Annotated in this window: 13 protein-coding genes, 1 pseudogene and 2 riboswitches; all 14 genes and pseudogenes read left to right on the plus strand. The window is 30.1% G+C overall.

Annotated features, from left to right (window positions below; translation table 11 throughout):
* A pseudogene (locus tag ACRCZX_RS06345) lies at positions 1 to 136 on the plus strand (TolC family protein); the annotation flags it as partial.
* Between the two features lie 14 nt (positions 137 to 150).
* Positions 151 to 1,182 carry an efflux RND transporter periplasmic adaptor subunit gene (locus ACRCZX_RS06350; protein WP_438582089.1) on the plus strand — a complete coding sequence of 344 codons (1,032 nt, stop codon included), beginning with the start codon at positions 151 to 153 and terminating at the stop codon, positions 1,180 to 1,182.
* A 21-nt stretch (positions 1,183 to 1,203) separates the two neighbouring features.
* Positions 1,204 to 4,248: an efflux RND transporter permease subunit gene (locus ACRCZX_RS06355; RefSeq protein ID WP_438582090.1), complete on the plus strand. Its 3,045-nt coding sequence runs from the start codon at positions 1,204 to 1,206 to the stop codon at positions 4,246 to 4,248.
* Between the two features lie 106 nt (positions 4,249 to 4,354).
* A riboswitch (purine riboswitch) is annotated at positions 4,355 to 4,454 on the plus strand.
* A 251-nt stretch (positions 4,455 to 4,705) separates the two neighbouring features.
* Complete coding sequence (purE, locus tag ACRCZX_RS06360; RefSeq protein ID WP_438582091.1) at positions 4,706 to 5,173, plus strand: 5-(carboxyamino)imidazole ribonucleotide mutase; 468 nt, start codon at positions 4,706 to 4,708, stop codon at positions 5,171 to 5,173.
* On the plus strand, positions 5,160 to 6,248 hold the full coding sequence (purK, locus tag ACRCZX_RS06365) for a 5-(carboxyamino)imidazole ribonucleotide synthase (protein ID WP_438582092.1): 1,089 nt from the start codon (positions 5,160 to 5,162) through the stop codon (positions 6,246 to 6,248). Before purE ends, purK begins: the two co-directional genes overlap by 14 nt.
* Positions 6,249 to 6,257: 9 nt before the next feature.
* Positions 6,258 to 9,947 (plus strand): phosphoribosylformylglycinamidine synthase, encoded by a 3,690-nt coding sequence (locus ACRCZX_RS06370; RefSeq protein WP_438582093.1) that lies wholly within the window; start codon positions 6,258 to 6,260, stop codon positions 9,945 to 9,947.
* Between the two features lie 40 nt (positions 9,948 to 9,987).
* The gene (gene purC, locus ACRCZX_RS06375) at positions 9,988 to 10,710 is read left to right on the plus strand and encodes a phosphoribosylaminoimidazolesuccinocarboxamide synthase (protein ID WP_438582094.1); all 723 of its coding nucleotides are present in this window, start codon (positions 9,988 to 9,990) and stop codon (positions 10,708 to 10,710) included.
* 2 nt (positions 10,711 to 10,712) lie between these two features.
* Positions 10,713 to 12,110 (plus strand): amidophosphoribosyltransferase, encoded by a 1,398-nt coding sequence (gene purF, locus ACRCZX_RS06380; protein ID WP_438582095.1) that lies wholly within the window; start codon positions 10,713 to 10,715, stop codon positions 12,108 to 12,110.
* A gap of 11 nt (positions 12,111 to 12,121) precedes the next feature.
* Complete coding sequence (purM, locus tag ACRCZX_RS06385) at positions 12,122 to 13,147, plus strand: phosphoribosylformylglycinamidine cyclo-ligase (RefSeq protein WP_438582096.1); 1,026 nt, start codon at positions 12,122 to 12,124, stop codon at positions 13,145 to 13,147.
* Positions 13,141 to 13,716, plus strand: a complete 576-nt coding sequence (purN, locus tag ACRCZX_RS06390) for a phosphoribosylglycinamide formyltransferase (protein WP_438582097.1) — start codon at positions 13,141 to 13,143, stop codon at positions 13,714 to 13,716. Before purM ends, purN begins: the two co-directional genes overlap by 7 nt.
* Before the next feature lie 4 nt (positions 13,717 to 13,720).
* Positions 13,721 to 15,250, plus strand: a complete 1,530-nt coding sequence (purH, locus tag ACRCZX_RS06395) for a bifunctional phosphoribosylaminoimidazolecarboxamide formyltransferase/IMP cyclohydrolase (RefSeq protein ID WP_438582098.1) — start codon at positions 13,721 to 13,723, stop codon at positions 15,248 to 15,250.
* 14 nt (positions 15,251 to 15,264) lie between these two features.
* Complete coding sequence (gene purD / locus ACRCZX_RS06400; RefSeq protein WP_438582099.1) at positions 15,265 to 16,515, plus strand: phosphoribosylamine--glycine ligase; 1,251 nt, start codon at positions 15,265 to 15,267, stop codon at positions 16,513 to 16,515.
* Positions 16,516 to 16,592: 77 nt separating this feature from the next.
* Complete coding sequence (gene guaB, locus ACRCZX_RS06405) at positions 16,593 to 18,050, plus strand: IMP dehydrogenase (protein ID WP_438582100.1); 1,458 nt, start codon at positions 16,593 to 16,595, stop codon at positions 18,048 to 18,050.
* Between the two features lie 51 nt (positions 18,051 to 18,101).
* A riboswitch (cyclic di-GMP riboswitch) is annotated at positions 18,102 to 18,177 on the plus strand.
* Positions 18,178 to 18,224: 47 nt separating this feature from the next.
* On the plus strand, positions 18,225 to 20,330 hold the full coding sequence (locus tag ACRCZX_RS06410) for an HD domain-containing phosphohydrolase (RefSeq protein ID WP_438582101.1): 2,106 nt from the start codon (positions 18,225 to 18,227) through the stop codon (positions 20,328 to 20,330).
* The last annotated feature ends 21 nt before the right edge of the window (positions 20,331 to 20,351 follow it).

The raw sequence follows: 20,351 nt of genomic DNA on the forward strand, positions 1-20,351 counted from the left end.
ATACAATGCTGGATTAATTTCAACTGTAGATTACCTATTATCAGAAAGCCAATATAGAGAAGCAGCAGTAGCTTATAACTCAGCAATATTAAATTATTATGTAGCGTTTGAAAAATATAGATCATCACTTATTTAATATCGGGAGGGAAAATGAAAAAGGGATTGTTAATACTATCAGCAGCAGTACTGTTAGTAACTGCATGCGGAAAAAAGGAAGAGGTTGTACTAGAAGTAGCAAAAAAACCTATTGAAGTAGTAAAAGTATTTAAAGAAGAGGTTTCTGACGTTTATACAACTGATGGAAGCTTAGTGCCTCAAGAAAAGGTAGATCATACATTGGAAACTCAAGGTACAGTGGCAAGTGTTTTGAAGAAAAACGGTGATTTCATAACTAAAGGTGAGCTAGTAGTAAAATTCACAGATTTAAAAGTTGAATCAAGTTATGAAGCAGCTAAATTTAATTTAGAATCAACAAAGAATAACTATGAAAAGTTTAATAAACTTTATGAAAAGCAAATGGTATCTCAACTTGAGTTATTGAGTTATAAAGATGCTTATACAAATGCAGTAGCAGATTATACATCTAAAAAATCAAATTTTGATAAACTAACTAGAAAATCTGAAATAACAGGATTAATTGGAAATTTAAGTTTGAAATCTGGAAATATAGTTGATGCAAATGCAGTTATTTTTACAGTTGTTGATGAAAATATGATGGAAATAACTGTTGATTTTCCAGGTTATTGGTTAAGTAATATAAAGGAAGGCTCACCAGTAATAGTGACAGTTTCTGATTTGGGAGGGAAAAATTTTAATGGAGTGATAAAGTCAATTAATCCGATTGCAAATTCTGAAACTAAAAAATTCCCAATTAAAATCTCTATTGATAATAAATCTAGAGATCTAAAAGATGGAATGTATACAAAAGTTGTAATTCCAACTCAAAAAAGAAATGGATTAGTAGTACCTCAAGAATCAGTTTTTATAAGAGATTTATTAAGCTATGTTTATAAAATAGAAAATGGAAAAGCTAAAAGAGTAGAGGTGAAAACAGGAGCAACTGTAAAACCAAATATTGAAATTATATCAGAAGATTTAGCAATAGGAGATTTAGTAGTATCTAATGGTATATTCGGATTATCTGATGGAGATGAAGTTACAATAAATAATGATACAAAATAGAAATTAAAGAGGTGGAAAATAATGTCATTAGCAGGTATCGCTATACGTAGACCAGTTGCAACAGTAATGGTAATGGTCTCAATGGTATTTTTAGGTATAGTTTCAATGTTATCGATGAAATCAGAGTTACTTCCAAATATGAATATTCCAATGATTGTTGTTAGTACAACTTGGAATGGAGCTGTTCCTGAAGATATAAATAGTCAAATTACAAAGAAAATTGAGGATTCTTTATCTGGTGTTGATGGAATAAAAAAAATTACATCGTCATCATCATTTGAAAGATCAACTGTAAGTATAGAATTTGATTATGGAGTAAATATAGATTTAAAAAGAGGAGATGTTCAAAGGGAAATAGATGCTATATCAGGTGATTTGCCAGATGATGCATCAAAACCAACAACTCAAAAAAAATTAGCAGGATCAGGAAATACAGCGATGATGCTGAGTGTTTCAGGACCTAATTTTTTAGAATTGACAACATTTATCAATGAGTTTATGACTCCTAGATTCCAAAAAATATCAGGAGTTGGAAGTGTTGATACTGCTGGTTCACCAGATAAACAGATCCAAATTCAATTTGATACAGATAGATTATCAGCATATAATTTAACACCAGTTGAATTATATGATTTGATAAAAACATCATCTTTAAATGTTCCATTAGGTGTTATAAAAACAGGTGGAAAAGATGTTGTAGCAAGATTTATGGGTGAGTTTAATTATTTAGATGAATTTGAAAATATGATTTTAAGAAGCAATGGAAAAACATTAAGATTGAATGACGTTGCAAAAGTTATATTGACAACAGAAGATCAAAGTGAAATAACAAAACTTGATGGAAAATCGTCAGTAATAATAACAATTGAAAAATCAACAGATGGAAATATTTTATCTATAACAGATAATGCTAAAATAGCTTTAGAAGAGATGAAACCTTATTTACCAACTGGAGTAGATACAAAGATAATAATGGATTATTCTGAAAATATTAATTCATCAATATCTGGAGTAAAAGGAAATGCAGTAACAGGATTAGTTTTAGCTACAATAGTATTATTAGTATTTTTAAAAAATATAAGAGCGACTATGCTAATATCGTTAGCATTACCAATAGCAATAGTATTTACATTTGCATTTTTATCATTGCTAGGAGTAACTATAAATATAATATCATTAATGGGATTATCTATAGGAGTAGGTATGCTTACGGATAACTCAGTTGTTGTTATAGATAATATATATAGGCATATAACAGAGCTTAAAAAACCAGTTATGGAAGCTTCAGAAGATGGAGCTTCAGAAGTCTCTGTTGCAATTTTAGCTTCAGCATTAACAACAATGGTTGTATTTATTCCAGTTTTATTTATACCTGGAGTAGCAAGAGAGATTTTTAGAGATATGTCATTGTCAATTATTTTCTCAAACGTTGCTGCATTAATTGTTTCTTTAACTTTAATGCCAATGGTAGCGAGTAGATTCTTAAAAGCTAATGTGGATATAACAAAAGAAGGTAAAGTTTTTGGGAAAGTAAAATCTATATATGCTAAAATAATTGAATGGGCTATTTCAAATAGAAAAAAAACAGTAGGATTAGCTTTTGTAGTTTTTGTAGTGATGATGGTAGTAGGCCCAATGTTTACTAGGACAGAGTTTATACCAAAACAAGATTATGGAAGATATTCTGTTGTTTTAGAATTTGAAAAAGGTCTTTCAGTTGAAAAAGCTGAAGAGATAACAGAACAAGCAGTAGAAATTGTAAAAAAGAATTCGTTAACAAAAACTTATATAACTTTAGTTAAAGCAGATACTGGAATAGTAAATGTAGATATTGGTCCTAAAACGGATAGAGACATATCTATATTTGGAGTAATGGATAATTTAAGACCTGAGTTATCAAAAATTCCAGGAGTAAAATTTAACTTAAAAGATGATTATCAAACAGCTGGTGGAGATAGAGAAGTTGAATTTAGAATATCTTCTAGTTCATTGGATGTTGCTCAAAAAATTGCAAAGCAAGTTCAAAATAAAATTAGTCAAAATCCAGGAATAAAAGATATAACTTCGAGTATAGAACCTGGAAATGTTGAGGCTAGAGTTGTTTTAAACAGAGATAAATTAAGAGCTTATGGAATCAGTCCATTTGATATTGGTAGAACAATCAGTTATTCTTTCCTAGGAGGAAATAGATCGACTGGACAAACATTATCAGTAAAAACAGGAACTGAAGAGATAGACGTTTTGATTAGACTATCAAAAGAAGCAAGAAGAAATATTTCTACATTAGAAGAATTAAATGTTAGAAGTTCAGATGGTAAGTTTATAAAAGTTTCTGATGTTGCAGAGATTATAATGGCAGAAGGAGCATCAAAAGTTACTAAAACCGATAAAATTTTCTATGTATCAGTTTCAGCAAATGATGGAGGAATAGGTTTAAGTAAAGTTCAAGGAGAGATAGTAAAGGCATTTGAAGAAGCAAATCCTCCAAAAGGAGTTACATATTCATGGGGTGGAATGTCTCAAATGTTTAACGAAGCTATAGTTCAAATGGGAATGGCATTAGGAATATCAATATTCTTAATTTATGCAATTTTAGCATCTCAATTTGAAAACTTCTTACTTCCAGGAATAATCTTAGCTTCAGTACCATTAGCTATGATAGGTGTTTATGGTGGATTGTTGGCTACGAATTCACCTTTTGATATGATGGTTATGATTGGAATAATAATGCTAGCAGGAACCGTTGTTAATAATGCAATTGTATTGATAGATTTTATTAAAATTCTGAGAGAAAGAGGCTATGAATTAAATGATGCTGTAAGAGAGTCTTGTAAAACAAGACTTAGACCAATTTTAATGACAACAATGACAACTGTTTGTGGAATGATACCACTAGCTTTAGGATTTGGAGAGGGAGCAGAATTATATTCTGGAATGTCAATAGCAGTTATATTTGGATTGTCATTCTCAACAATATTAACACTGGTTGTAATCCCAGTTTTATACATTCTTGTTGAAGAGTTTGCAGAAAGAATAAAAAGAAAGTTTTCAAAGAAAACTATATAGTAAAAGTAAGAGTTCTCTGAGATATTAATCAGAGAACTTTTTTTAAAAAAAATAATAGTTGAAAAAAAACGAACAGTATGTTAGTATTAATTCAGAAAATGTAACAAAAAAAATAAATATAAACACTTGTATAATAGTTGTAATAAGGTCAACGAGTCTCTACCTGTCACCATAATTGACAGACTACAAGAATATAAATCAAATAAAAATTATTGATACAAATAATTTTTGTAGTAAATAAAAATAATAGTTTATTTTTATAGAGTTCTTAATTGACCCCAAAAATAAAAAAGGGGAGTTAATAAAGTGCTAAACTTAAAAAACATACAAAAAAATGAAAATATAAAATTTATAAATAAATTGAATAAGTGTGTAAAAACGCAGATTATTAAAAAGGCCTAATTGTGTCCTTTTTAGTAATGTGCGTTTTTTTATTTTTAAACTTTAGGGAGGAAAAATGAGAATTGGTGTAATAATGGGAAGTAAATCAGACTTACCAACGATGAATGAGTGTATAAAAATTTTAAAAGAATTTGGAATAGAACATGAAGTAAAAATAGTTTCAGCTCATAGAACTCCAGATTTGATGTTTAGTTACGCTAAGGAAGCTAAAAGTAGAGGAATAGAGATAATTGTTGCAGGTGCAGGTGGAGCAGCTCATCTTCCAGGTATGGTTGCAAGCTTAACGGATTTACCAGTTATTGGGGTACCAATTGAGAGTAAAACTTTAAAAGGAATTGATTCGTTGTTATCAATTGTTCAGATGCCTGGAGGGGTTCCAGTAGCAACAGTAGGGATTGGTGGAGCAAAAAATGCAGCATTACTAGCAGTTAAAATAATGGCAATAAAGGATAGAGAGTTAAGTGAAAAAATAAAAAAATATAGAGAAAATATGGAAAGGATGATTTTGGATGAAAAAATCTAAAAAAATTGGTATTTTAGGAGGAGGACAATTAGCTAAAATGCTTTGTGACTCCGCAAAACATATGGGATATACAACAGTAATACTAGATCCTAATCCAGATTCATGTGGAAGATTAAGTTCTACAGAACATTTAGTACAAAAATATGTAGATAAAGTATCTTTAAAAAAAATCTGCAAAGAAACAGATGTCATAACTTACGAGTTTGAAAATATTCCAAGTGAAGTAATAAGATATTTAAAAGAAAATGGTGGAAATATACCACAAGGAGAAAAACCATTATTTTTAAGTCAGCATAGAATAAGAGAAAAATCAGCTGTTAGTAAAATTGGAGTTAGAACAGCAGATTTTGAAAAGGTAGTAAACCTAGAAACAGCTAAGTCAGCTTTGAAAATATTAGGGGCACCATGTATCTTAAAAACATGTTCAGGTGGATATGATGGAAAAGGTCAATGGAAGATATTAGAAATAAAAGATTTAGAATGTGTTCGATGGAGAAACATTGAATACATTCTAGAAAAAATGGTAGATTTTGAAATGGAAGTTTCATGTTTAGTAGTTAGAGGAACGAATGGTGATGTAGTAACATTCCCAATTGGAGAAAACGAGCATAAGAATGGCATTCTAAATAAAACAATCGTTCCTGCAAGAGTTTCCGAAGAGATTCAAAATAAGGTAAGAGAACTTTCAGAGAAGATAGTGAAAAAATTAGATATATATGGTCCTTTAGGAATAGAATATTTTATAAAAAATGAGAATATATATTTTAATGAAATGGCTCCAAGACCACATAATAGTGCTCATTATACAATGGATGCATGTAACTACTCACAGTTTGATATTCACCTTTTAGCAATACTAGGAGAAAGTCTACCAGAGATAAAGTTAATTACGCCTGTTGTGATGCTTAACGTAATGGGAGAAGATAGTAAAAAAATTGAGAAAATAAAATTAGATGAAGAAACAAAGCTTCATATTTATGGAAAAACAGAATGGAAAAAAGATAGAAAAATGGGACATATAAATTATTGTGGTCAGAATATAGAGGGGTTAATAAAGAGAGCTAATTCATTTTAGGGAGGATCAATGAATAAAAGGGTATTTGTTAAGAAGAAATCTGGGTTTCAAGTAGAGAGTTTGGAAGTGCAAAATGAACTTTTAGAAAATTTAAAAGAAGATAAGATTGAAAGTATAGATTTATATAATGTTTATGATGTTTTCAATTGTACAAGTGATGATTTAGAACTTTTAAAAAATAAAGTTTTATCTGAACCAGTGACAGATAATGTATATGAAGATTTATATTTAGAGGGAAAACAATATTTAGCAACAGAATTTTTACCTGGGCAATATGATCAAAGGGCTGATTCAGCTGAACAATGTTTAATGCTTTTAAATAATAAAGCAGGAGTAGTAATTAAAAGTGGAAAATTACTTGTGTTTCATGGTGAGATTAAAAATTTTGAAAAAATAAAAGAATATTTAATAAATCCAATTGAAACAAGAGTAAAAAATTTAAATACAATAGTATTAGAAGAAAATATAGATATAGCGCCAGTACCAACATATAAGGGTTTTATAAATAAGGATTTAAATGAATTGGAGATATTTTTAAATAATCATAGTTTAGCTATGACATTAGAAGATTTAGAACATATTCAAAATTATTTTAAAAATGAAGAAAAAAGAGACCCGAAGGAAACCGAAATTAAAGTTTTAGATACTTATTGGTCAGATCATTGTAGGCATACAACATTTGAAACATACTTAAAAGATATAAAAATAGAGTGTGGAGATTTAACAAAAAATCTTCAAAAATCTTTTGATAATTACCTTAATTTAAGAAAAGACTTGAAAAGAGAATTCAAACCAGTAACTTTAATGGATATGGCAACAATAGGTGGAAAATATTTAAGAAAAATTGGTAAATTAGAAGATTTAGAAGAATCAGAAGAGATAAATGCTTGTAGTGTTGAAATAGATGTGGATGTAGATGGTATAACAGAAAAATGGTTATTGATGTTTAAGAATGAAACTCATAATCATCCAACAGAAATAGAGCCTTTTGGAGGAGCCAGTACTTGTGTAGGTGGAGCTATAAGAGATCCATTGTCGGGAAGAGCATACGTTTATCAAGCAATGAGAATAACTGGAGCTGGAGATATAACTGAAGGAATCGAAAATACATTGGCTAACAAGTTGCCACAAGAAAAAATATCTAAAGGAGCGGCACATGGATATTCATCATATGGAAATCAAATAGGACTTACAACTACATTCGTAAAAGAGATATACCATAATGGATATAAAGCTAAGAGAATGGAAGTTGGAGCAGTAGTTGGAGCGGTAAAAAAAGAGTATGTAAGAAGAGAAAGTCCACTACCTGGTGATGTAGTTATTTTATTTGGAGGAAAAACAGGAAGAGATGGAGTCGGAGGAGCAACAGGATCATCAAAAGAGCATAATGAAACATCATTAACTAAGTGTTCATCAGAAGTTCAAAAAGGGAATGCTCCTGTAGAAAGAAGAATCCAAAGGTTATTTAGAAATCCAGAAGTTACAAAAATGATAAAAAAATCAAATGATTTTGGTGCAGGTGGAGTTAGCGTTGCAATAGGTGAGATTGCAAGAGGAGTAGAAATAAATTTAGATACTGTTCCTGTAAAATACCTAGGACTTAATGGAACTGAATTAGCAATATCAGAATCTCAAGAAAGAATGGCTGTGATAGTAGAAGCTAAAGATGCAGAAAGATTTGTAGAATTAGTAAAAAAAGAAAACTTAGAATCAGCATTAGTTGGAGTAGTTACAGAGAAAGAAAGATTGGTAGTAAAATATAAAGGGGAAACTTTAGTTGACTTATCTAGAGAATTTTTAGATACAAATGGAGTTAGACAAAGCCAAGATGTAAAAGTTGTGCCATCAATTAAAATGAATCCTTTCTTAAAAGAAGATGTAAAAAATGTAAAAGAAGAAGTTGGAGAAATGTTAAATAGTATGAACGTAGCTTCTCAAAGAGGAATGGTAGAGATGTTTGATGCTTCAATAGGAAGAAGTACAGTTTTGATGCCTTATGGTGGAAAATATCAGTTAACTGAGTCAGAAGGAAGTGTACAAAAAATTCCTACAGATGGAATAACAAACACTTGTTCAATAATGACTTTTGGATATAATCCATTAATTTCAGAGTACTCTCCATACTTAGGAGCGCAATATGCTGTAATTGAATCTTTAGCAAGAGTAGTTGCAATGGGAGGAAGCTATAAAAAAGTTAGACTTTCATTTCAGGAATATTTCGAAAGATTAGGAAAAGATAGTGTTAGATGGGGAAAACCATTCTCAGCACTTTTAGGTGGAATAGAAGCTCAATTAGAGTTTGAAACACCAGCTATCGGTGGAAAAGATAGTATGAGTGGAACATTTAAAAATTTAGATGTACCTCCAACACTTATATCTTTCGCAGTGACAACAGAAAATGTAAAAAATATAATATCTTCAGAGTTTAAAAAAGCAGGAAATACAATTTATTTGATAAAAAGTGAAAGACTAGTTGGAGATATACCAAACTATATAAAATTAAAAGAAAACTTTAAGTTAGTTGAAAATGCTGTGAAATCAGGGAAAATAATATCAGCATCAACAGTTAAATTTGGTGGAATAGCAGAAGCAGTTATAAAGATGAGTTTTGGAAATAAAGTTGGAGCGAAAATTGAAACAACAGAAAAGTTATTTCATTTAATGCCTGGAGATATAATTCTTGAATCTAATGAAAAATTAAAATTTGGAATTGAAATTGGTAAAACAATAGAGGCAAATCTTGTAGAATTTAATGGAGAAAAATTTAATATAGATGATTTAGTAAAAACTACAGAAAAGAGATATGCAAAAATATACCCCTATAATGTAGATACTAAAGGAGACGTTATAGAAAAAGAGTTTAAAACAGATAAGATATTTAAAGCTAAAAAACTATATGACAAACCAAAAGTTTTAATAACTGTTTTCCCAGGAACAAATTGTGAATATGATACAAAAAAAGCTTTTGAAAGAGCAGGAGCAAAAGTAGAGGTTTATGTATTTAATAATTTGGGAGTAAATGAAATAAAAGAGAGTATAGAAACACTTTCTAAAAAAATGAGAACAGCTCAGATATTTATGATACCAGGTGGATTTAGTGCTGGAGATGAGCCTGATGGTTCTGGAAAGTTTATAGCCAATATACTTCAAAATCAAAAAATAAAAGAAAGTATGAAAGAGTTTTTATCTAATGATGGATTAGTATTAGGAATTTGTAATGGTTTTCAAGCACTTATAAAATCTGGATTATTACCTTATGGAGATGTTGATAGTGTAAATGAAAAGTCACCCACACTATTTAGAAATGATATAAATAGACATATCTCAAGAGTTGTAAGCACTAAAATAGTTTCAAATAATTCACCTTGGATGACTTCATTTGAAGTAGGAGAAAGTCATAATATACCAGTTTCACATGGAGAGGGAAAATTCGTAGTTACTAAAGAATTTGCAGAAGAGTTGTTTAGAAATGGACAAATAATTACTCAGTATTGTGATGAAAATGGAAAAGTGACAATGGATAAAAATTACAATCTGAATGGATCAACATATGCTATCGAAGGTGTTGTATCTAAGTGTGGAAGAATTTTAGGTAAGATGGGGCATTCAGAGAGATATGAAGACGGATTATTAAAAAATATATCAGGAAACAAAATGCAGGATCTATTTAGCAATGGAGTTAATTATTTTAAAAAATAAAGATAAAAAAAACAAAACTTTAAAGTAGGAGAGTGGCAAAATGTTATTAGTAGAAGAGAATAAGTTATATGAAGGAAAAGCAAAAAAAGTTTACAAATCAGAAAATCATAACGAAGTTATCATTTACTATAAAGATGATGCAACAGCTTTTAATAATTTAAAAAAAGGCCAGATACAAAATAAAGGTATATTAAACAGCAAAATAACAACAATGATATATGAATATTTAAAAAAGAATGGTATAGAGACTCATTTCATAAAAAACCTTTCAGAGAGAGCTCAGCTTTGTAAAAAAGTAGAGATTATACCTCTAGAAGTAATAGTAAGAAATACATTAGCTGGATCAACAGCAAAATTATTTAAAATGGACGAGGGTAAAGTTTTAGATACTCCAATATTTGAAATTTGTTATAAAAAAGATGAGTTGGGAGATCCATTGATAAATGATTATCATGCTATCGCTTTAGGACTTGCAACAAAAATTGAATTAGATGAAATTTATTCTCAAACTAAAAAAATAAATGAATTATTAAAAGATTTATTTGAAAAAATAGAAATTGAGTTAGTTGATTTTAAGATAGAGTTTGGAAAAGATAACGAAGGAAAGATTATTTTAGCAGATGAGATTTCTCCAGATTGTTGTAGATTATGGGATAAAAAAACTAGAAAAAAATTGGATAAAGATAGATTTAGAAGAGATTTAGGGGACGTTGAAGAGGCTTATGAAGAGGTTTTATCAAGATTAAATAAAATAGTGGGGTAAAAATGAGAACTGAGATAGAGTATTTTCTAAGTGGAAAGATAAATGAAGAGTGTGGAGTGTTTGGAGTTTTCAATGTAGAAGATGCAGCCCAATTAACATATTATGGATTACATTCGTTACAGCATAGAGGTCAAGAGGGAGCTGGAATAGCTTCTTCTGACGGACAAAATATAATTAGAGAAAAAGGTGAAGGACTAGTAACTGAAGTTTTCAATTCAAAAAGAATATCTAAACTTCCTGGAAGAATGTCAATAGGACATGTTAGATATGCTACAACTGGAGGGGGGGGAATAGAAAATGTTCAACCTATACTAGTTCGTTCTCATACAGGAGATTTTGTAATAGCTCACAACGGAAATATAGTAAATGCAAAAGAGTTAAAGATGCAGTTGGAAGCTATGGGAAGCATATTTCATACAACTTCAGATAGTGAGATAATAGGCCACCTTATCCAAAGAGAAGTAGGGGATTTTCACGAAAAAATACTAAAAGCTTTACCAAAATTAGAAGGAGCTTTTTCATTCCTTATAATGAACAATGAAAACTTATTTGTAATAAGGGATAAAAATGGATTTAGACCATTATCTATTGGAAAATTAGAAGATGGATATGTATTTAGTTCTGAAAGTTCTGCATTTGAAATTGTAGGTGCAGAGTATATAAGAGCTTTAAAACCTGCTGAAGTTTTAAAAATATCAAAATTAGGAATAGAAACTTCTCAATATACAGATTGTACTCAAGATAAAATGTGTTCGATGGAGTACATTTACTTCTCAAGACCAGACAGCAATATAAACGGATTAAATGTTCATACAAGCAGAAGAAATTGTGGAAATATATTAGCTAAAGAAAGTCCCGTAGAGGCTGATATAGTTATTGGAGTACCAGACTCGTCTTTGTCATCAGCTATGGGCTATTCAGATTATTCAGGAATTCCTTATGAAATGGGGCTTGTGAAAAATAGATATGTTGGAAGAACATTTATAAAGCCAAATCAACAACAAAGAGAACGTGGAGTTAAAATGAAACTTTCTGCTATGGAAGCTGTTGTAAAAGGAAAAAGAGTAGTTTTAGTAGATGATTCAATAGTGAGAGGAACAACATCGAGACATATAATAAAACTTTTAAAAGAAGCTGGAGCAAAAGAGGTTCATATGAGAATTGCATCTTCTCCAATAATAAGTCCTTGTTTCTATGGTGTAGATACTTCTACTTATAATGAGTTGATAAGTACAAGAATGCAATCAAAAGAGTTAGGAGAATATATAGAAGCAGATTCATTAGCATTTTTGTCTCATGATGGAATGTTAAAAGGGTTAGGAAAAAATATATGTACTGCATGTTTTACAGGGAAATATCCAACAAGTATGTTTAGTTTATTAGAAAATTTAAAGAGATAGGGGCGATAAAATTGAGTAATAAATATATGGAAGCTGGAGTAAGTTTAGAAGCAGGATATGAATCGGTTAGAAGAATAAAAAGTCATGTAGAAAGAACCAAAGTAAAAGGAGCAATAAATAGCTTAGGAGCTTTTGGTGGGATGTTTGATTTGTCTGTGCTTGGTATGAAAGAACCGATTTTAGTAAGTGGAACAGATGGAGTTGGAACTAAACTAATGCTAGCTTTTGAAATGAATAAGCATGATACAATAGGGCAAGATGTTGTAGCTATGTGTGTAAATGATGTTTTGGTTCAAGGAGCGATGCCACTATATTTTTTAGATTATATTGCAGTAGGTAAAAACTATCCTGAACAAATTGAAAGTATTGTAAAAGGAGTGGCAGATGGTTGTGTAGCAGCAGAATGTGCTCTTATAGGAGGAGAAACAGCAGAGATGCCAGGAATGTATAGTGAAGGGCATTATGATATAGCTGGATTTACAGTAGGGGCTGTAGAAAAGAAAGATTTGATTACTGGAGAGGGAATCGAAGAGGGGGATTTGATAGTAGGTATATCTTCTAGTGGAGTTCATTCGAATGGTTTCTCTTTAGTTAGAAAAATAATAAAAGATGCAAAATTAGATTTGAAAACAAAATATGATGAATTTGAAAAAAGTTTAGGAGAAGAGTTATTAACACCAACAAGAATCTATGTTAAAACAGTAAAAGAAACTTTAAAAGCAGTTACGATAAAAGGAATGTGTCATATAACTGGTGGAGGTTTCTATGAGAACATTCCAAGAGTAATTCCAAAAGGATTAGGAGTAGAAATAGATAGTAAAAATGTAAACGAATTGGCAATATTTAAATTTTTAGAAGAAAAAGGTAAAGTTCCAAAAGAAGAGATGTTTAATGTGTTTAATATGGGAGTTGGATTTATATTTGTCATATCTAAATGCAATAAAGAAAATTTACTTAATAAATTAAACGAATTAGGAGAGAATCCGATGGTTTTAGGAAAAGTTAGTAAAACAGTAGGAGTAGAAATAAAATGGTAAAAATAGCTGTGTTTGCTTCTGGAAGCGGAAGTAATTTTCAAAGAATAGTTGAAGCTCAGAAAAATGGTGAAGCTGAAGGGTATTTTGTGAAAACTTTAATTGTTGATACAAAAGATGCTTTTGCAATCAAAAGAGCAAAACAACTAGGTGTAACTTCATATTTTGTAAATCCTAAAGATTATAGTACAAAGATGGAGTTTGAAGAAAAAATCATTGAAATTTTAAAAAGAGAAAAAGTTGAATATATTGTTTTAGCTGGTTATATGAGAATAATATCACCAATTCTTTTAGAAGAATACTTTAATAAAATAATAAATATACATCCATCTTACTTACCTGAGTTTCCAGGGAAGGATGGAATTGGAGATGCTTTTAAGTCAAAAGCAACAAAAACAGGGGTTACTATACATTATATAGATAGTGGTGTAGATACAGGTGAGATAATATATCAAGAAAGAATAAAAATAGAACCATCTTGGAAAATTGAAGATTTGAAAAATAAAATACATGAAGTAGAACATAGAATTTATCCAATAGTTTTAACAAAGTTATTTAAAAAGGGAGAATAGATAGATGAAACGTGTATTGATAAGTGTGTCTGATAAAACTGGAATTATTGATTTTGCTAAAAAGTTAGTTTCTTTAGAATATGAAGTTATATCTACAGGAGGAACTAAGAAGACATTAGATGAGGCTGGTATAAAAACGTTAAGTATATCAGATATTACAGATTTTCCTGAAATAATGGATGGAAGAGTAAAGACATTGCATCCAAATGTTCATGGAGCATTACTTTGTGTAAGAGATAATCCTGAACATTTAAAAGCTTTAAAAGAAAATAAAATAGATATGATAGATATGGTTGTTGTAAATCTTTATCCGTTTAAAGAAACGTTATCTAAAGTAGGTGTAACTCATGAAGAGTTGATAGAGAATATAGATATTGGTGGACCAAGTATGTTAAGGTCAGCAGCTAAAAATTATAAATCAGTAACTGTTGTTGTAGATCCAAAGGATTATGAAAATGTAATTTTTGAACTAGAAAAATCAGGAAATACTGAAGAAAATACACGAGAAAAATTAGCAGCAAAAGTATTTAGACATACATCAGCATACGATGCTTTAATAGCACAGTATTTAACAGATAAAGTAAAAGAAGAGTTTCCAGAGAGTGTAACAGTAACTTATGAAAAGGTTCAAGATTTAAGATATGGAGAAAATCCACACCAAAAAGCAGGATTTTATAAAAGTAGTTTTGCGGGATATTCAATAGGAAATGCAATTCAACTTCATGGAAAAGAGCTATCATATAATAATATTCAAGATGCAAATGCTGCTTTAGAAATTTTGAAAGAATTTAAAAATCCAACTGTTGTAGGGGTTAAACATATGAATCCTTGCGGAGTTGGAAGTGGTGAGAATGTTAATATCGCTTGGAAAAGAGCTTATGAAGCGGATAAAATTTCTATTTTCGGAGGAATTGTGGCATCGAATTCAATTATAACAAAAGAGGTTGCGGAGAGTTTATCACAGCTATTTTTAGAGATAGTAATAGCTCCAGGATATGAAAAAGAAGCTTTAAAAATAATAACTCAAAAGAAAAATATAAGAGTAATGAAATTAAATTTAGATACCAAAATTTTAAATAAAAAGAAAATTACCTCTGTAATGGATGGAGCTTTAATTCAAGAGTTTGACGAAAAGAGTATAACTAAAGATGAACTTGTTTGTGTTACAGATAGAAAGCCTACAGAAGATGAAATAGAAGATTTGTTATTTAACTGGAATGTAGTTAAACATGTTAAATCAAATGCAATAGTCGTTGGAAAAAATAATCAAACGATAGGCATTGGAGCAGGTCAGATGAATAGAGTTGGAGCTGCAAAAATCGCATTTGAACAAGGTGGAAATAAATGTAATGATGCAGTATTAGCTTCTGACGCATTTTTCCCGATGGCTGATACAGTAGAGTTAGCAGCAAAGCATGGTATAAAAGCAATAATTCAACCAGGTGGATCTATAAAAGATGCGTTATCAATTGAAGAATGTAATAAGAATGGAATAGCAATGGTTTTTACAGGAGTAAGGCATTTTAAACATTAATTTTGGAGGATTTTATGAAAGTTCTTGTAATTGGAAAAGGTGGAAGAGAGCATACAATAGCATGGAAAGTAAAAGAAAGTACAGTGGTTAAAGAGGTTTTTATAGCTCCTGGAAATGTTGGAATGGAAGAAATAGGGACGTTAATAAATATATCTGAAGAAAATATAGAAGCGCTTGCAAACTTTGCAGAGCAAAAAAAAATAGATTTAACAATAGTTGGACCAGAAAGTGTTTTGGCACTTGGAGTTGTGGATGAGTTTGAAAAAAGAGGTCTTAAAATATTTGGACCAACAGCAGCAGCAGCTGAGATTGAATCAAGTAAAGATTTTGCAAAAAAGTTGATGAAAAGATATAATGTTCCAACAGGAGCATATGAAACCTTTGAAGACCTAACTTTAGCAAAGCAATATATAAAGAAAAATGGAGTACCAATAGTAATAAAAGAAGATGGATTAAAAGCTGGAAAAGGAGTAACTGTAGCTTTTTCAAAAGATGAAGCAATAGAAGCTTTGGAAATGGCATTTAGTATTCCTGGAAATAAAGTTGTAATAGAAGAGTATTTAGATGGATTTGAGTTTTCTATTATAGCTTTAACAAATGGAAAAATTGTTATTCCGCTAGAGGTAGCTCAAGATCATAAAAGAGCTTACGATAATGATAAAGGACCTAATACAGGTGGAATGGGAGTTTATTCTCCAGTTGATAAAATAGATTCAAAAATAATAGATGAAACAGTAGAGAAGATATTAAAACCTATGGCGCTTGGAATGGTTCAAGATGGAATTCCTTTTAAAGGGTTTTTATTTGGTGGAATTATGCTTACAAAAGATGGAGTAAAAACTATTGAGTTTAATGCGAGATTTGGCGATCCTGAAGCTGAAGGTATACTTCCGAGATTAAAATCAGATTTTGTAAAAGCTATTTTAGATTTGATGGAAGAGAAAGAAATTCAATTGGAATGGGATAAGAGGTATACTGTAGCAATAGTTATGGCCTCGGAAAACTATCCAAAAACTTCAACAATTGGAGTTGAAATTGAAATACCAAAGGATTTAAACTCTTTAGTATTTCATATGGGAACAAGAAAATCATCTGGAAAATTAGAAACAAATGGTGGCAGAGTTTTATCTGTAGTATCTTATGGTGAGACATTAGAGGAAGCTAGAGAAAAAGCTTATTCTGATGTAAAAAAAATAAAATGTGAAAAAATGTTTTTTAGAAATGACATAGGTTCGAAAATGTGTTATAATAACAAAAATAAATAAATAAAGACCTGCACATTGATATAAAAAGTGCAGGTCTTTATTTAAAATCTTGAATAAATTTGGAGGGAATAGGAAAAATGATGAATGGAAAAATAATAAAAGAAGCGATTACTTTTGATGATGTGTTGCTAGTTCCAGCAAAATCAGAGGTTTTACCACATGAGGTTAGTTTAAAGACAAGGCTTACGAAAGACATCGAATTAAATATTCCCGTTCTAAGTGCTGCAATGGACACTGTAACAGAAGGAGACTTAGCAATCGCTTTAGCAAGACAAGGTGGTATAGGATTTATTCATAAAAATATGAGTATAGAGGATCAAGCAGCAGAAGTAGACAGGGTAAAAAGAAACGAAAGTGGAATGATAAAAAATCCAGTTACTTTAACAAAAGATTCAACAGTATGGCACGCTGAAGAGATTATGAGAAGATATAAAATCTCTGGATTACCAGTAATAGAATCTGATGGTTCATTAATTGGAATTATAACAAATAGAGATTTAAAATATAGAAAAGATATGGACCAATTGGTTAGTGATATAATGACTAAAGAAAATCTAGTAACAGCACCAGTTGGAACAACTTTGGATGAAGCTAAAGATATATTATTGGAAAATAGAATAGAGAAGTTACCGATAGTTAATGAAGCAGGTAAATTAAAAGGATTGATAACAATAAAGGATATAGATAACTTAGTTGAATATCCGTCTGCTTGTAAAGATTCTCAAGGAAGATTAAGGGTTGGAGGAGCAGTGGGCGTTGGAGCAGAAACTTTAGACAGAGTAAAAGCTTTGGTTGAAGCTGGGGTGGATATTATAACAGTGGATTCAGCTCATGGCCATTCAAAAGGAGTTATATTAAAGATAAAGGAGATAAGAAAAGCGTTTCCTAAGTTGGATATAATAGGTGGTAACATAGTAACCGCTGCTGCTGCTTTGGACTTAATAGAAGCTGGAGTAGATGCAGTTAAAGTTGGGGTTGGTCCAGGTTCTATTTGTACAACAAGAGTAGTTGCAGGAGTTGGAGTTCCACAGTTATCTGCTGTAAATGATGTTTATGAAGTTTGTAAAAGTAGAGGAATTGGAGTTATTGCTGATGGCGGAATTAAATTATCTGGAGATATGGTGAAGGCTTTGGCAGCAGGAGCAGATTGTGTAATGTTGGGAGGACTTTTAGCAGGAACAACAGAAGCACCTGGAGAAGAGGTTATATACGAAGGAAGAAGATATAAGGTGTACGTAGGAATGGGTTCTATGGCCGCGATGAAAAGAGGATCTAAAGATAGATATTTCCAAAATGATGCAAAAAAACTTGTACCAGAAGGTATAGAAGGAAGAGTTTCTTATAGAGGAAGTTTAAAAGATGTTGTCTTCCAAATGTGTGGAGGAGTAAGAGCTGGAATGGGATATTGTGGAACAGCAACTATAGAAGAGCTAAAAGTTGATGGTAAATTTGTTAAAATAACAGGTGCTGGATTAAAAGAAAGTCATCCACATGATATTGTTATAACAAAAGAAGCACCAAACTATTCTAAATAATTATAAAACAATTGACTTTATAATTTTGATTGATTATAATAAAAGAAAAAGTTTGTTACATCGCAAAATAATGGAAACGTTATGACGCAAAGCTATAGGGTCTTTAAAATGGCAGCCAGCTGCAGTAATCTTTAGATTATTGCAGCTTTTTATATTTTTAAAAAAGGAGGATAAATGAAAAAGGTAATACTTTTATTACTATTATTTACTAATAGTATAATTTTTTCGAAAAGTAACATAGTTGCGACATCACCATCAAATTCAACAGATATGTATTTGTATAAAAATTTAGAAGAAGGTGAATACAGGGGTGTTTATGTTGATTTATTAAAAGGTGGTTTGATAAATGAAAAGGTTGAAATTAAATTAGAAGCTAAAAATAGTGAAATTTTATTAAGGACCATTAAAACAGCTGATGGGCTTAAAAGTTATAATTATATTGATACACCCATGATCTATAGAGTTGGTGTTATTCTTAATAAAGATTCAAGTTTAACAAATTTAGGTGAAGTAAAAAAAATAAAAGTAGCTTACATTTCAGGGCAACATGGTTTAAATGAATTAAATGAAAGGTATACTGAACTACAAATAGATAAAACCGAAGTTAAAAATATAGATGAAGGTTTAGAAAAATTAAAAAAAATGGAAGTTGAAGCTTTCATTGTTCAAGATTGGTATGATAAAAATTCAGGAGATACAGAATATAAAATCTTAGAAAACATCAAATATAATGAACAAATAGCTGTTTTGAAAAATAAAGAAGCTCTTTATGAAGAAGTGAAAAATAAAGTAGAATCTTTAAAAGGAGAGGAATTTCAAAAGTTATTATCTAAAAACAGAGTAGAATTTTATAAATATTTATTGAAAGAATCTCCGAGTTATAAGAATGTTTCTAAAAATTACAAGGAGATAAAAGTAAAAATAGGAAAAGATAAATTTATGTTGCCGTTTTATTACGAGCATAGAAAAGGTTATGAAGGTTTAACAATAAATATAGTAAAAGAACTTCAAAAAATAATAGAAATTCCTTTTGTATTTGTAAAAGAAGGAGAGTATGATATAGAAGGGATTGCAATAGAAAATTATTTAGGAAAAGCTACAAAAAATTATACAAAACCTTATTATGAAATGAAATTATCTGTTGCTAATAGAAAGTCCGATGGATTTGTTCAAAATATATCTGATTTAAATAAAACTAAAATTTTAGTTTTAAAAGGAGATTATAGTTATACATATTTAAAAAGAATTTTAAAAAATAGTGAAATAATAGAAGTTGAAACTTATGAAGAAGGTCTAAGAAAATTATTGAATCAAGAAGGAGAGTATTTAGTAGGGTATTTCAACATACTCACAGGTGTTATAAGTAATAATTTTTTAGATGACAAAATAAAAGTAGCAGGAATACTTAATGATTCTTTTGGTGTGAGTTTTGGAATTCCAAAAGAAAAACAAGAATTATCTAATTTGCTAGAAAAAATTCTTGAGAGTTTTACTGTGGATAAAACAGTGATTGACAATGATCTGTTAAAAAATTCAATAGTAACACAAAATTATAAATTAATTTTAAAAATATCAATACCATTAGTTTTATTTATATTAATTTTGATTTTTTTAATTATAAAAGCAGAAAAAAATAGAAAAAAAGCTGAAGAGTTGAGTTTTTCTTTAATTGAAGTTTTAGAAATGGCAAATCAATTAAATGATGAAGATACTGGAGATCATGTAAAAAGATTAGGTATGTATTCAACATTATTATCAGAAAAAGCAAACTTACCAAAAGAAATAAAAGAAAGCATACAAAGATTCTCATCACTACATGATATAGGTAAAGTTGCAATACCTTCAGAGATATTAAAAAAACCATCTAAATTAACAGAAGAGGAATTTAAAAAAGTAAAAGAACATGTTAATATAGGTTACAGTCTTGTAAAAAAATTAAAATTAGGTAGTGTAGCTGAAAATATAGTAAGATATCATCATGAAAAATGGGACGGAAGTGGGTATCCATTAGGGTTACAAGGTGAAGCAATTCCATTAGAAGCTAGGATAGTCTCAATAGTGGATGTTTATGATGCTTTGAGACAAAAAAAGTTTCACAGAGAAGCACTTTCGCATAAAGATGCAATGGAATTAATGTCTAAGGACCAAGGTGTTAGTTTTGATCCAAGATTATTTCAAATATTTTTGAATAATGATAAAGAATTTGAAGTGATTTATGAGGAAAATAAAGAATCGTTAGGTTTAGCGACAGAGTTTTATTCAGCTATATATAAACAATAAATGGTGTTAAGAGGTGGAAAA

This window comes from Cetobacterium sp. (genome assembly GCF_051658645.1).
GTDB lineage: Bacteria > Fusobacteriota > Fusobacteriia > Fusobacteriales > Fusobacteriaceae > Cetobacterium_A.